The 15,286-nt window shown below is 42.4% G+C and carries 8 protein-coding genes and 1 rRNA gene; 2 read left to right on the forward strand and 7 right to left on the reverse strand.

Annotation, left to right across the window (positions count from 1 at the left end):
- Positions 1 to 160: 160 nt before the first annotated feature.
- Positions 161 to 276 (forward strand): 5S ribosomal RNA (rrf, locus tag L5M17_RS19575).
- Positions 277 to 844: 568 nt separating this feature from the next.
- Here rrf and L5M17_RS19580 read toward each other — a convergent pair.
- The 7 genes from L5M17_RS19580 to L5M17_RS19610 all read right to left on the reverse strand — a co-directional run bounded on the left by L5M17_RS19580 (position 845) and on the right by L5M17_RS19610 (position 12,263).
- Entirely contained in the window at positions 845 to 2,962 is a 2,118-nt protein-coding gene (locus L5M17_RS19580; RefSeq protein ID WP_263148896.1) for a peptidase domain-containing ABC transporter, read from the reverse strand.
- A complete protein-coding gene (locus L5M17_RS19585; protein ID WP_263148897.1) occupies positions 2,962 to 3,726 on the reverse strand; it encodes an HlyD family efflux transporter periplasmic adaptor subunit in 765 nt (254 codons plus the stop codon). The genes L5M17_RS19580 and L5M17_RS19585 overlap by 1 nt, the downstream gene beginning before the upstream one ends.
- Complete coding sequence (locus tag L5M17_RS19590) at positions 3,723 to 6,875, reverse strand: lantibiotic dehydratase (protein WP_263148898.1); 3,153 nt, start codon at positions 6,873 to 6,875, stop codon at positions 3,723 to 3,725. Before L5M17_RS19590 ends, L5M17_RS19585 begins: the two co-directional genes overlap by 4 nt.
- Positions 6,876 to 6,914: 39 nt before the next feature.
- Positions 6,915 to 8,159, reverse strand: a complete 1,245-nt coding sequence (locus L5M17_RS19595) for a lanthionine synthetase LanC family protein (RefSeq protein WP_263148899.1) — start codon at positions 8,157 to 8,159, stop codon at positions 6,915 to 6,917.
- Between the two features lie 135 nt (positions 8,160 to 8,294).
- Positions 8,295 to 8,486: a hypothetical protein gene (locus tag L5M17_RS19600; protein ID WP_147250506.1), complete on the reverse strand. Its 192-nt coding sequence runs from the start codon at positions 8,484 to 8,486 to the stop codon at positions 8,295 to 8,297.
- A 774-nt stretch (positions 8,487 to 9,260) separates the two neighbouring features.
- Positions 9,261 to 10,010, reverse strand: a complete 750-nt coding sequence (locus tag L5M17_RS19605; RefSeq protein ID WP_263148900.1) for a DUF2057 domain-containing protein — start codon at positions 10,008 to 10,010, stop codon at positions 9,261 to 9,263.
- A 207-nt stretch (positions 10,011 to 10,217) separates the two neighbouring features.
- The gene (locus tag L5M17_RS19610; protein ID WP_263148901.1) at positions 10,218 to 12,263 is read right to left on the reverse strand and encodes a bifunctional 2',3'-cyclic-nucleotide 2'-phosphodiesterase/3'-nucleotidase; all 2,046 of its coding nucleotides are present in this window, start codon (positions 12,261 to 12,263) and stop codon (positions 10,218 to 10,220) included.
- Between the two features lie 707 nt (positions 12,264 to 12,970).
- Between L5M17_RS19610 and L5M17_RS19615 the strand changes: the two genes are divergently transcribed.
- Complete coding sequence (locus L5M17_RS19615; RefSeq protein ID WP_173244189.1) at positions 12,971 to 15,115, forward strand: M3 family metallopeptidase; 2,145 nt, start codon at positions 12,971 to 12,973, stop codon at positions 15,113 to 15,115.
- The last annotated feature ends 171 nt before the right edge of the window (positions 15,116 to 15,286 follow it).

Below are 15,286 nucleotides of genomic sequence, written 5' to 3' on the forward strand. Positions count from 1 at the left end.
CCCAGATGGGTTTTACAAAGAAGCCTTCCCAGATGGGTTTTACAAAGAAGCCTTAGACAGAATATCGACACTTGATAAAGTTAAAGACTCAACAGAAAATCAGCTTTCCGAATTATTATTAACGTGAGCCAGAGATGGACACGGTAATAAACAGAATTTGCTTGGTGACAATAGCCTTGTGGAACCACCTGATCCCATCCCGAACTCAGAAGTGAAACGCAAACGCGCCGATGGTAGTGTGGGGTCTCCCCATGTGAGAGTAGGTCATCGCCAAGCATCCAAATAAACACCAAAGCCCTAGCCTAAACCGCTAGGGTTTTTGTGTTTATTTGCTTCGCGAAAACTTATCTCGATGTCGGTCAATAAATGTTCCTCCAATATTGACACTTCCACCATCCATGGCGGTCGCCCGCCGCTAAGCGGACTCCCCAGCTACGAAGACAAGCTTCTTCGCGTTCAATCATGGCTAAATACTCCGTATTGATAGCGCTATGATTTCACCCCCATGTGAGAGTAGGTCATCGCCAAGCGCCTAATTATCTCATTGAGATGTAACCAAGCCAGCTGAATAAGCTGGCTTTTTTGCGTCTGCAATTTGTCTTAATCCCCTATACATTGCTCTCATTCATGTGATTAACGTAGAAGAGTGAATCTCTATCTGATAATAACAAGCTTTTAGGTGCTTGCTTATCTTAGGTCTATTCTTGTCAGTTATGTCATAAGTAACTCAACTATCGAATTGACCAAGTTATTTTCTGAATCACGGGTGTTACTATAAAAGTAGCCTTCTGACACGCTTAAGTCGATAGAGTGCATAAACAATTCTGCAATATTTTGATTTTATTTAACTTACTTTGTTAATTGCTGGTCGCTGTAGAAGTTGTGTTAAATCGATGACTCTATCTGCAGCTTTAATGGTTTCGGGCCGATGGGCGATTACCACTCGGGTGATATTCAATTTTTTCATCGCTTGATTAACAACAGACTCAGTGACAATGTCTAAGTGACTTGTTGCTTCATCCATAAATAAAATCTTCGGTTCCCGATACAGCGCTCTTGCCAAAATTAACCGTTGTTTTTGCCCACTGGATAGTGCTGAGCCCATATCGCCTATTAAACTTTTATAGCCCATTGGCATTTGACAAATATCTTGGTGTATTGCTGCCATTTGTGCACAACGAGTGAGCTTTTCGACATCAATTTTTTCCGAAAAAAAAGTAATATTATCTTCTATTGTCCCACCAAGTAATCGGTCTTCTTGCATTACAGCTGCGACTTGCTGGCGATATTGAGCTAATCCTAATTTCACCAATGGTATGTCATCGATTAAAATCTCACCTTCGGTTGGTGTTAATAGCCCTAATAACAGTTTCATTAAGGTACTCTTACCACAACCGGATGGACCTATAATTGCAACCGACTCACCGGCGTTTATTTGTAATGCTAAATTGTATAGCACTGGCTCAGCGACGGAGCTATAACTAAAACTAACCTGTTGTAGACAGATATTTCCGGCCACTTTATGCAGCATTGGTTGTGGTGGATAAGTTTGCTCTTTGGCTGTTAGGGCAATATCTGCAATCCGTTCAAAATGTAAACTCAGCATGCGATATTCAATTAACTTTTCGATCAACTTGCTCATACGCTCCATAAATTGGGCTTTGTAGGCAATAAATGCAAATAACATTCCTGTGGTAAAACTGCCCGCCATTACTAATTCTGCAGCAAGATAGATCACTACAATATTTTCTGTACCAAATAACAATTTGTTCATTATTTGATACGAAATTTCATATTTCCCGAGCGTAATGGTCCTGTTCGTTGCTTTAACATAGTGATTTTGCCAAATCGCTTCTCGCTGACTTTCAAAACCAAATAGCTTAACCGTTTGAATTGCTCGGATCGTTTCCATAAAGTTAGATTGTTCACCTGCTAAAGCTAGAATTTGCTGCTCTGAGGCTAAGCGTAAGGACCGATATAACGCTAATCTCAAGGCGTAATATGCTAGCACTGCCACTAGCACGACGAGAGACAATAACGGGCTGTAAAAGAAGATCATGCATAGAACTCCTAGCGCCATAAAACCATCAATGATGGCTTCAATAATGCCGGTAGTCAGCAGTTCCCGTAATTGCCTTAAAGAACCAAATCGTGATACCAGATCTCCCATATGACGTTTTTCAAAATAGGCCAATGGTAGCCGCACTAAGTGATGGAAGAGGTTACTGGCTAGCTGCACACTAAGTTGGCTGCTGAAATTCAGTAGTACTAAGCTGCGTAAAGCATTGGTGGCAACATCAAATAATAGTAACAAAGCAAAGCCTAATGCCAACACTAATAGCAACTGACCATCATTACTGATAATAACGGCGTCTACCACGAGTTGAATGTAATAAGGTGAGGCTAAAATAAACAGCTGTAAAAAAACGGACAAACTGAGTAACAACCCTAACGATTGCTTTAAACCAGTGATCTTAGAAAAAAAGGATGAGAATGTTAGTGATTGTTTAGCTTGTTCTGCAGTAAATGTAGCTGTCGGTGTCAATTCTAAAGCGATACCAGTAAATGATTTTGACACTTCTGTTAGGGATATTCGCCGCACTCCTAAAGCTGGGTCATGAATAATACAGTGTTGAGTGTTCACTGACTTTAGTACCACAAAGTGATTGAGATCCCAGTGCAAGATACATGGCGTAGCTAAGTCGGATAATTCTTCTAATTCAATTTTCAGTGGGCGGCTACTGAGTTGCAACTGCTCTGCAATATGCATCAGATCCAGTAAGGTACAGCCTTCTAGCGATAGCGAAAAACGTTGTCTTAAGCTATTTAAATCAGTTTGATAGCCATGCATGCTGGCCACCATAGCTACACAGGCTAAGCCGCATTCTGCTGCCTCAGTTTGAACGATCATGGGTAAGCGGCGGCCAGACCAAGTTCTAAGCTTCTCTTGCAGTGTTGCCATTAGTTTTGACCCTTATCATCAACATTTGGTGTAAACAACCACTCCAACAGTCTGCGTGGCGCGAAGCTAATATCAACCTCTAATCCCATACCTGCTCTCAGTGGCAATTTTTTTGCGTCTTCCGTCAATGCTAAAACGGCTCTATAACTCGGCTCCGATAAGGGTTGCGATTCATTTATGGTTATAGGCTGACTTCCTATCTCAACTAGAGTGGCTGTTTGCACACCAAAATGTTGATAGGGAAGTGCCTCTATGCGCATTTGTAGCTCCTGCCCCAATGTGAGTTGTCCTATAACTCTTGAGGGTATATATACAATTGCGAACAAGGTTTCTGGTTGCGGTAATAACGATATTGAGGGTTTTGATGGGCCGATATCCTCTCCAGACGGCAATAAAACTTCGGTAACCGTTCCTGTAAAAGGAGCTTTTAGTAAAAATGATTTTCCCATCGTATTTGGGAGGTTCAGCGGTTGTACTAAAGGTTGATTCTGCTGCACTTGCTCGCCAACTTGTACTAAAAGATGCCCTGCGTTGACTGATCTAGGGGTGGGCAAACGAATCGCCATAATGGCTGGCTCGATAGAACCTTGCACATGTTCTTTGCGTTGATACTCGCTAAAATACAAAAATAGTAATGCACATAAAAAAAGCGTGCTAATCAATACTGTGAAACCAATAAAACTAACTGGCTGGGTTAAACTTACTTCTCCTTGTAATCTTTGCTGTTGCTGCACGACAACTTCTTTTCGAAATAAATCGCTCATTGCGATAAACCTCGTACTGGTTGTGCGCGCTGGCTTAGATAGATACGGCGTAACATGTCATAAACGACAAACTCTTGCTCTCGACCATAAGCCTTGAATAAACGGTTAGTAAACATATGTAATAATGAGCCTAGTAAACTATCGCGACTACCTTTTGCTTGTTGGGACTCAAATAATGCCAACATTGCCTGACAACATGCTGTAATCGAAGATGAAAACTGCTGTAAACTCTGCTGAATTTGTTGTTTGAATGGCTCAATAGCTTGGTTATGCCAATCTAATAATTGGCGATCTTGTTGTAATTGTGACTGATAGTATCGATATTTATCGCCCATTTGCTGGCGTAACTCTAAGCCTTCTTTAAATTCTTGTGCAAATCCTGTCCGCAAATTATCGATCAGTGTAAATTTCTCGGCGGGTAAATAATCGAATTGAGTTAAAATTAAATCTATCGCTAAAATGGCTAAGCGCCACCTCAAGCTGTCATCTTGTTGACTGAATAATATTGCCTGCAACACAAACTGGCTGTCCAAACAGAAAAAGTGCTCAGCCAAAGGCATCATATGCTCACCCCCGTAACGTTCTGTCTCCTGCCTGTAAGTGAACAACTCAATGCAATGTAAGCCTGCACTGGCTAGAGATGGCGTTAATAAGCGATTTAGTGCGGGTAGTAACTCCCCATATAATCGTTCCGGCTCCCCAAAACATCGTAGCCGTAGATGCCAATCAGGATCGCCATAGCGTACAAAGAACCAATGTTTGAGCACACCATCTTGCTGCATCTGCGTTAGCCATGGTGCCAATTGCTTTAGTAACAGTTGCTCCACACTACTTTGCCCTGCATACAATTTGACACTGAGCCATTCTGAGCCAGGCGCGAAATGCCTACACTTGTCATTGGTTGAGCTCGTCAATGGTGCTATGCGTGGTGCTAAGTATGGGGTTGCGGCACTATTTGACAGCGGTACAATTATTTCATGTTGATAAGGGCCATCTGGCCCTTGCAGTAAAGGTTGGTATTTCATCGCGAGCACTTCATTCAACCTAATGTGGCTTTTATGATTTACCTCTGCCAACAACATTTGGAACATCATATTATTTTGCAGATCGATCAGTAACACATGGTCGGCTATGGCATAGCTCATATAACGCTCTAAACCATATTCTTTCTGCAGTTGTTGCCAATCGGATTCAACAAACTGGCCTTCTTGCCATAAGCGTTTCAATAGTGCTACTGAAATATTGCAGTGGGCCTCTTGCAGGACCAGATTATCTAACATGATCCTTGGAACTCGTTTTGCTTTATGCAGGCTATCAGGTAAGGAGAAGTGAGGCATTTGTAAGTTTTGATGTTGAAGTGAGCATAAAAACCGATAAATCCCTAAACTACGATCACTGAAATTATGGGCAGAGGATAAACGGGGAATTATTCTTTTTTGTAGTCGCTGTGACCATAAACATAACGTGTTATTTTCTTGATAGACAAATAGATCGCTGATTGGGATTTGCCACTCATTTGCTAAGTGACTGTCAGCAAGAAAAACAATCTCATAGGCTCTAAATGTCGGTCTAGCGATGACATTGCCTGGACGTCCCTCGGGCATATGTAGTACTTCTGCAAAAAGGACTTCTGGAGAATGCGCTTCTTCTTGAGATAAATGTTGTTTGACCTGTTGCAGCATATCTGTTGATAAATGACAGAAACGTCCGAGTAAATTCGCTGCTGAAGGACCATAGCAACCATGATAATAGTAAATAACTCGGCCATCCTCTTGTTGATACGCTGACAAATTAATCGCGAAGGAAGCGGGTAACTTAGCCATTAATGTCGCACTTTCATGTTTAGACAATAACGAATCACTTGTTAATTTCAGCACAGTTTCGCTTGGGGATACATCACTTAGAGCAGCGATAATCGTCTGTTGCAATGGTTCGATAACATCTTGTGTGGGGGGGTGACGATTGGTGATATTTAACCCCGCTAACAAGGAAGTGTGGTAGCCAATATCGCTGGAGAATGAAATACCAACTTCGTCATCTAATAAGGTCAACAGTGGCACATACTGGCTACCAAATCTTGCTTCAAATTTTTGGCTAAAGTCATTAAGTGGTGTTTTATAAGGTTTTCGTATCGCTAATAATGCCAATAATGCAGGCATCAGGGCAGATACTTCTGCTTGTGCTAATTGGCACTGTGAAAATGAGCGCAAAATATCAGTCTGTAATAGGCGATTCTCGCTTACAGGATACGGCAGTGTTTGCAAGCTATGATAAATTTCTTGATATTGCTTAAGCGGGTTAACAGGTTGTTTATCTATGCTGTTTAACTGAGTGAGAGCTCGTTGCAATATATCAGCACTGTCTGTAGCGCCCATACTTTGTAACGCCGTAATAAAAGTTTGATCTGGGGAGCCAGAAGTTAATGTTAGTGGTAATTTGACTTGCAGCACACCGGCAGTAAGTAACTGCTTAATATAATCCTGTATGCTTGCAGTATTCGCCGTAGGATAGAGTTGTTGAAATCCACCTTGTAACGAAGCAAAGCTCCCTTCCTTCTTCGCCAGTTGCAGCATAGCAAGCAAATATTCATCTGATACCAAGGTACTTAAACGATATTTTTGCTCAGTATCTGAAAAATACGGTTCAATATAATGCAGACCATCGCTCTGTTGTTGCAACGTCGGATTTGCTTGATAGCACAATACCGGCCACTTCTCGGCCTCATTTGGTTCACTTAACTGGGCTCGAATTGCAGTTAAATAGGCTATGTCAAAGCGGGTATGGCGCTTATCTCGCAGCATGCTATCACACTGTAAGCGCGTTTCATTTGCTACTTGCCCCAAGGCTACGCCTGCAAATAACCCAAATGGCGTCGCTCTAGAGCTAAACCGAATAAAATATTTCAATAAGGAGTTAGTTATTTTAATTGCCGCTTTACTGTGTGGTTGCAGTTGCCAATTAGGCAATCGTTCCATCAATGAAGGACTTGCAAGATATAAGGCTTCTTGTACTGCTGGGTTTGCTAACCAACTGGCGAGAAAATCGACTAAGGCCGTAGGCTCTGTTGGTATTTTTCGTAGTTGAGACAAACTTGATCTAGGTGCCCGGATAACAAAAAAATCCGCGGCTTGCAAAACCTCTACACTCATAAACAATTCCTTGTTATAAAAATAGCCAATATATCGAAATCAATTATTGGTTAATAAAAGCGCATCTAGCCAATTAGTTTCTACGTTGAAGGCCATCAATAGCACTAAACCTATACCGGCATAGCCTCCAAGTAAGCCATGGTCTGGTAGGCGGCAGTTTGAATTATCTTGTTCGCGCACGGCATTAAAACCGTCGAGTCCTGATGTTTGATATAGTGCTAATGTATGTTCAAACCAATATTGTGCAGCCTGTGAAAGAGTGGATTCGGTGTAATAGCGTGTTATGACTTGAAAGATTAAAGCCAAACCTGCACTACCATGACAGATACCTGCATCCTGTACTTGGCTGCTTTTTAGTCTACGCTGAGCGGCTTTTAAGGCAATGTTCTTACCAGCGGCGGTAAAGTCATCACGGTTTATTGCATTGCCCACTCGCAGCAATGTTAAGGCGATGGTGGCATCGCCATAACACCAACCGAGTCGTGACTGGCACGGTTGTTCCGTGATGTACGCAAAGCAACTACCAAATTTCTCTGATGTTTGTTGCTGCTGAATTAACCACTGACAACTGGCTTGCAACAACGTCTGAATTTGGCTGTGTAGTTGCTGATGCGCTAATAATGGTAATAGAGAGGCAATGATTGAAGGGACTCCGTGAGCTAATCCTAAATTATATTCAGGGTTATCTGTTGCCTGATTAAATCTAAAGAAAGAGTTTGTTGCCACTTCCCAAGCACCAGTACCATCGGCAAATTGATGCCATTGCTGTTCCAGTAGTGTCAATAACGCTTGGGCCAAAGGTAAGCCTAATTCCGCGGTTTGACGCCGCGCTATATAGACTGCAAAACCACTTAGTCCGCGAATAAATTCCAATTCTCCAGTCCAGTCGTTCTGTTGTAAATGTTGTAGTAAGAGCACATCAGTATTGTGATTAAACTCCGCTTGGTAATTCCCTTCATGCAAAAAAAATTCATATAGCCAAGCGACACCAGTCAGTCCATAGCCAAACGCGAACTGTGAATGTAGGAATGGTATTTGCTCTTCTATTAATGTCATTCGTGCTGAAAATTCATGTTGGCATGCTAGTTCTGGAAACTGTTTATGTAATTGCCAGAAAAATAATTGTTGCCCAGCTAAGCCAGTTAACAAACCAACCCCTTGCTGCTCTAATGATTGTTTGGCATCTTTCACTAATAGCGCAGCTATGTCGTTCAATGCCTGTCTAGCAAGGCTAGACTGATGGGGTTGATTAAATTGCACTGAACCACCTTCCTTTATTTCCATGAAGTACAGCTTCTACATATTGGCTCATTTAGAAAGTCAAAAGGGCATAGTGGATATGCCCTTTACATATCTACTGATAAAATATGCTGTGTTATATTGTGACGTCACAACCTATTTGGTTACTTGAACCCCGTATTAAGGGATTTGACAGCAGCGATGAGTGCTACCTGTACGATCAGAAGGGCAGGTGTATGCATTGGCAGTCAACTCTCCGCAAGCACGAGTTATCACACCACCAGCAACTTGTGGTGTTAATTCGCTAGGTAAGACTTTTTTATCATGGGACAGATTCACTAACTCAGCTTTTTTTAATTTAAGTTCCATCATGTTATTCCTTTTACTTGATTAGTAATTTTTCGCCCTATCATTTAGGCAACTTATTTCTAACATTTGATGGGGAGAGTTTAAATCAGTATAAAGAATGAGCAGGTTGAAGGTTGAATAAGTCTAAAGGTTGAATGTTTTTTATGGAATAGGATTAGAGCATTGATCTTTTCATGCTTAGTGAGGCTTTGAAGCTGATAATGACTCTTGCTAAATAATGCCTTTATGACATTTTTTGTTACATTTGTTTCTGGATCTAGCCAAAATATATAGTGTAAATCATAATTCATACGGTTAAATGTGTAGGCTAAATAGTATTTATCCTTGCTCAAGGTTTTGATTTTTAAAAATATTTAATTATGAGATAACGCTTTGCGGATAGTTAATTATGTTGGCTGGAGGAACAGAGACTATTCGATTTTACTCAGTTCGAATTCTTTGTAGTTAATTAAGTGATAAGTCTTTTATCTACAAATGCTTAACTGTCTTTTATAAAGCGAGTTGATAAATAATAGTCTATGAAGACTGTAAAATGATATGTCTTTTATATTTATAATTTGTTCTACCAAATATATAAATAATGCCTTTACAGGCACTCGTACCATTTGTTGCTTAGCAGCTTTGCTGTGTTAAATGACATTAAGCTGTGAAGTGGGAATGGGCTTACTGAGCTTTAATGTTTCTGAAATATCAGTTTTACTAAGCTTTAATAGAGCCGCCAGTTCATATGTGACACTAAGCTGGCGGTTTTAAATAGATAAACTGAAGCGGTATGGGTCACTCTTTGTTTATTTTAGCTTTGAAGCTGGCTTTGGTATTGTCGTTAGCTTGTTTGTACCAGTAATCCAGCATTTGACTGATTTCAGCTTGGCTAGGTGTCGTCGCTGGAGTGATTTGCTGAGCCTTATCATTGTTCGCTGCGACTGCTGACGACATAACTGCTTGCGCGATCAAGCTCGTGGATGTGGCTGCTGATGTTTGGTGTATTTGCGGCTGGCTTGCCAATACTGGTGCAATGGCGTCGCTTGCTTGCGTTGTTGCGGTATTCATAGTGAGATTTAATGAAGCCGGATGATTGCTAAGGTTGTACTGCAGTATCTCGTGTTCGAAATCCCGTCCCAGTTGAATGCCATTCTTAATCAATTTATCGCTGGTAAAACCCACTGCTTTATCTTGAGCATTTAATAGTGTCAGCTTAGGTGACTCATCAAATTTCTTTGCATCTCTGGCTGAGTTGATGGCGGGAAGTGTCAGCGTGAGTGTTTGTGCTGATGCATCAAAACGGACGATGAGCACGTCGGAGAGATAATGCACTGAGTCAGCTTGTTGTCGATATTGCGCGGCATAACGGAAGGCAATCTGATTGGTCCCATCGGCTAAAACGAGATCGCCACTCTTTACGGCTGGCTTGCCATTGACCGTTAACACTTCAGCATTTTTAGGTAGTTTGAGATGAACATCGGCCGTTGCTGGCTGCACAGTCCCCAGCACTAATGCCGTGGCACATAAGATTAATTGATATTTCATAAGCTTTCTCTGTTGTTGCGAGGACGCCGCTAAATACTAAGGCAGATATTTGGCGACACAAAGCAGGTTTAACCTTTAGTGTGGAGCATGATGAACTAAATGGCGACACACTGTTTATAGCGCGCAGATTAGCGTTAATTTAATCGGTAGGGAATAAAAAAGGCTCACGAGGAGCCTTTTTTAGCATGATATCTCGGGATTGAACGCTTATTTGGTTAGATTGATGCTATAAACGGCGAAACCCAGTTCATCCTTGCTTATCTTCTTCATTTCACGTTGTTTATTGGCTTCGATAAAGGCAGCGGCTTTGTCACTGTCTTGGGTTTCGAAGCGAATGTCTAATGTGACGTTGGTAGTGATGGTTTTGAAATCCCAGTTGTAATCGGCACTTGGATTGACCATAGCTTCGTACTTACCCGTGGTTTCGTTGTACTTAGATTGCGCTGTGATATAAGCAGCTAGCGCTTCACGGTTAGTATCGGGCAGTTCAAGTACCACATGGTCGCTACCCGTACCAGCAAACTTACCCCCGAAGGCGCGGTAGTTATTTGAGGTAACGATAAACTCTTTCGCGGCAAATTCTTCACCTGTGATGACTTTGCCGTTTTCGTCTTTATAGCTTAAATCAACGATACGGTTTGCGTTGGCATTAACGACTGCGCAATCGCGGTCAAACTTGCTTGGTTGGGTCACATCAATTTTATAGGTTAAGCCATCGAGTACGTCGAAGTTATAGGTTGGATGACCATCCCAGTTGATTAAACCTTGTGGGGTGGTTTTTGCAGGGTCAATTTGATTGAACTGGTTTGCTGAGCACTCGAGCCAATCTTTCAATTCGGCGCCCGTCGCTTTGACTGCCACCATAGTATTGGGATATAGGTACAGATCGGCGGCGTTTTTAAAGGTCAGTGGGCCTTTATCAACTTGCACAAATTGATCGGCATCACTGGTTGTACCGTGGCGGCCGCCCGCTTTAAAGGGGGCGGAGGCTGATAGCACTGGCAGACCTTTTAATGCTGCAGGTAATTTCGCTTTCACGTTAGCGATTTGCGCATCGGAAACGATTTGTACCGTAGGGTCATCCTGCACTAAGGTAAGGAAGCTGTACATGTCGGCTGCGGCAACGCCGATAGGTTCATCCACAAAGGCGAGGGTGCCTTGGTGCTCGGCTGCGACTGCATCTTTAATTGCGGGATCTTGGCTAACTAACTCTTCCTTAGTTGCACCATTATATATGGGGCGAGCTTGCGTTTTCGCACTAAGGACATGCCATTTACCATCTCTACGTTCAAGTTTAAAGTCAACAACCCCTAGGTTATCACCCCAACGACCTGGCATCACAGCGGGGACGCCGTTCAGTAGGCCTTTAGTGACGTCGGTATTGGGTAAGTCGGCATACTTAGCATCAGGGAAGATAGAGTGGCTGTGGCCGAATAGAATCGCATTGATACCATCAACATAAGTCAAAGCGTAAGTGGCATTTTCAGCCATAGGATCGCCAGGATTTTCCGTTGAACCAATGCCAGAGTGAGGAATGGCGATAATGATATCGGCCCCTTTGGCTTTCATTTCGGGGACATATTTTTTCGCGGTTTCAATAATATCTTCGACCGTCACTTTACCCGTCAGATTTTGTTTATCCCACAATAGAATTTGTGGTGGCACAAAACCAATATAACCAATGTTAATGGTTTGATTATTACCTTCGCTGTCGATGATGTTTTTTTGTTTGATGATATAAGGGGTGAATAAATGCTCACCTTTTTTAACCTCATTCCAGCAACCATTATCGTCGGCGCAATAAACGTTTGAGTTGATATAAGGGAAATCTGCACCACTAATGGATTTATTTAAGAAATCTAAACCATAGTTAAATTCATGGTTACCGATATTACCGACTTCATAATCTAATAGGTTCATGGCTTTATAGGCTGGATGAATATCACCCATTTGCAGGCCAACTTTAGCCATGTAATCGCCCATTGGGCTGCCTTGTAGTAGATCGCCGTTGTCGACGAGTACGCTGTTTTTGGCTTCGTTGCGTGCAGCGTGGATTAAGCTTGCAGTACGGGCTAGACCGATAGTTGGGTCATTTTTGCCACTGTAGTAGTTGAAATCCATGATATTTGTGTGCAGATCTGTGGTTTCGAGTACCCGTAAATCGGCTTGAACGACTTTGTCGTCATCAGAATTACAGGCGCTTACACCAAGGGCGGCAGTGATCATCACTGCGAGTATTTTCTTATTTAACATAGTTATCTCTATTTATATTTATTTGACCCCAATGCATGTTCCGTAAAAGAACATGCCCATCATCCCGTTAATTCAGCGTAATTTAACTGTTAGGTTAATTTTCCGCTAAGTTAACGAGCGGGAATTATAAAGACATTTGATGATCTGAATGTGACATTAATCGGATAAAAGCTGTTTCAAATTGTGACTCAAGGTTTGCCTGCCTAAATAGTGAGCCGTTTAGCCTGTTTATTTGTTGCATTAATGTTTAAATAATTGCAGTAAACAGTTTATTAAGAAGAATTAATATTTGTTATTGGAATGGCATTTTATTTGCTCAGCCCCTTGTCTATGTCGGGGATATTTGACGTAAAATTTCAGTAGAATTGTTTTAAATAATTCTTTTACATAAAATTTTAGCCAATGTTAATCACCTATGCTCACATGTCTCTTGGCTTGATTGAGGTGAGTTAGGTTTAGCGTAGCGTTGGCATAGGCTTATTTAGACGGGCAATACACATAAAGTGATACAAATTAGCTGTGCTCTGGGCGGGTAAAACTTGGCTGAAATGCGCGTAACTTGTTAAGGTAGTTCATCGAAATTGACGTACGAAGCTACACAAGTTCGTTAAAACAGACTGTTGTAAACCGAAAGCCAAAATCCGTTTGCGCGCACCTTTCACCTTAAAAATACAATCGAAAGGGCAGCAACATCCAAGGGAGTTAATATGCGTAAGTCCGTTATTACCACAGCCGTAGCTGCGGCATTGTTACTTGGCGCTTGTTCAGACAAGCCTGATGTAAGCACCAATGAAGCCAAAAATGCCGTTGCGACTCAATCCGCTGCTAAAGCGCAAGCAACTAATGTGCTGCTGAGCAAGAGTCCACTGCAAGATCAAGCGCCGCAATTTAATCTTATTCAGTCCGCAGATTATGCTCCCGCCTTCGAGCAGGGCATTAAAGCTCACGATGCAGAAATCGCTGCGATTGTGAATAACAAACAGGCGGCTAGTTTTGACAATACCATTCTCGCCATGGAAACCTCGGGTGAATTGTTAACGCGCGTATCGCGTACCTTCTTTAATCTCGCAGGTCTGATTTCTGATGATGATTTCCAGAAAACTGAAGCGGATCTGGCACCTAAGCTTTCTGCACATCGCGATAATATTTATCTCGATCCGACTTTATTTGCCCGCGTTGAAGCCGTATACCAGCAAAAGAGCAGCCTAAATGCGGAAGATCAGCATTTAGTTGAATACTACTATGAGCAGTTTGTCCGCGCTGGCGCGAAATTGTCGGCTGATGATAAAGCTAAGATGCGCGACTTTAACGCTGAGCTTGCAACCTTAGCGACGGACTTTTCACAAAACAGCTTAAAATCATTTAAAGATGATGTGATTGTTGTGACTGATAAAGCCCTGTTAGCCGGTTTATCCGACAGCGAAATTGCTACTTTAGCTGCGGCTGCTAAAGCTGCTGGTAAAGAAGGCTATTTGATTACGTTAGTCAACACGACACGTCAACCTGTACTTTCTAGCCTGAGCAACCGTGAACTGCGCCAAAAAGTATGGGAAACCTCGGCGCACAGAGCCGTCGCAATCAATGGTCCATTGATTGTCAAAATGGCGCAAATACGGGCTAAAAAAGCCAATTTACTGGGGTTCGATACTTGGGCATCCTATGCGGTTGCCGATCAAATGGCGAAAACCCCTGCTGCTGTGTATGAAATCCTCGATGATTTAGCGCCAAAAGCTTTAGCTCGCGCCAAAGTGGAGGCGGCTGATATTCAAGCTGAAATCAAAAAGGCGGGCGGTGATTTTGAACTGCAACCTTGGGATTGGGCTTACTACGCCGACAAAGTGCGTAAAGAGAAATACTCCCTCGATGAAAGCAGTATCAAGCCTTATTTCGAGTTTAATACTGTGCTGAAAGACGGGCTGTTTTTCGCTATGCATAAATTGTATGGCATCAGCTTAAAACCGCGTACTGATTTACCCGTGTGGCATTCCGATGTTTTAGCCTTTGAAGTCTTTGATAAAGATAACAGTTCTATTGGCTTATTCTATCTAGACCCCTATGCCCGTGAAGGCAAAGGCGGCGGCGCGTGGATGGATGAGTTCGTCACCCAAAGCGGTCTGCTCGGCACTAAGCCCGTTGTCTATAACGCGCTTAATATTCCTAAGCCAGCCGATGGCCCAACGCTAATGACCTTCGATGAAGTGACCACTCTGTTCCATGAATTTGGCCATGCGATACACGGTTTATTCTCGCAGGTGAAATACCCAAGCGTGGCTGGCACATCAACCGCACGTGACTTTGTTGAGTTCCCATCACAGGTTAACGAAGATTGGAATATCGATCCTGCTGTGATTGCTAACTATGCCAAACACTATAAAACGGGTGAGCCAATTCCTAAGGCGCTGCTCGATAAAATCTTAGCGGCAAATAAGTTTGGCCAAGGTTTTGATACCGTTGAGTACCTGTCAGCGGCCTTGTTAGATATGGAATGGCACTCTATCAGCGCCGATACTCAAATTAGCGATGTAGAGAAGTTTGAGCACCAAGTGCTAGCTAAACATGGTCTTGATTTTGCGCCAATTCCACCCCGTTATAAATCGAGCTACTTTAGCCATGCCTTCTCCGGTGGTTATTCCGCAGGTTATTACGCGTATTTGTGGACCGAAGTGTTTGCCGCCGATGCCTTTGCCTATATGGGTGAGCAAGGTGGCTTAAAAGCCGATAATGGTGACAAATTCCGTAAGGAAGTCTTATCTAAAGGTAACAGTGAAGATCTCATGCAAGATTATATTCACTTTACTGGTAAAAAACCGACAACAGAGGCACTGTTAAAGCGCCGCGGTTTAGTCGATTAATTGATTAATTGTAAAAAGCTAAAGGCTTGTTAGGGAAACCTAACAAGCCTTTTTTATTGATGTCAGGGCGGATTTATTAACCATTTTTTGTTTCAAGACAGGAGGTTTAGAGGATAAGGAAATCTGCAGGTAACGCTCCTAATCACAGTTCCAAAATAGTTTGTTGGAATG

This window comes from Shewanella sp. SW24 (assembly GCF_025653395.1).
GTDB classification, from domain to species: Bacteria; Pseudomonadota; Gammaproteobacteria; order Enterobacterales; family Shewanellaceae; genus Shewanella; species Shewanella oncorhynchi.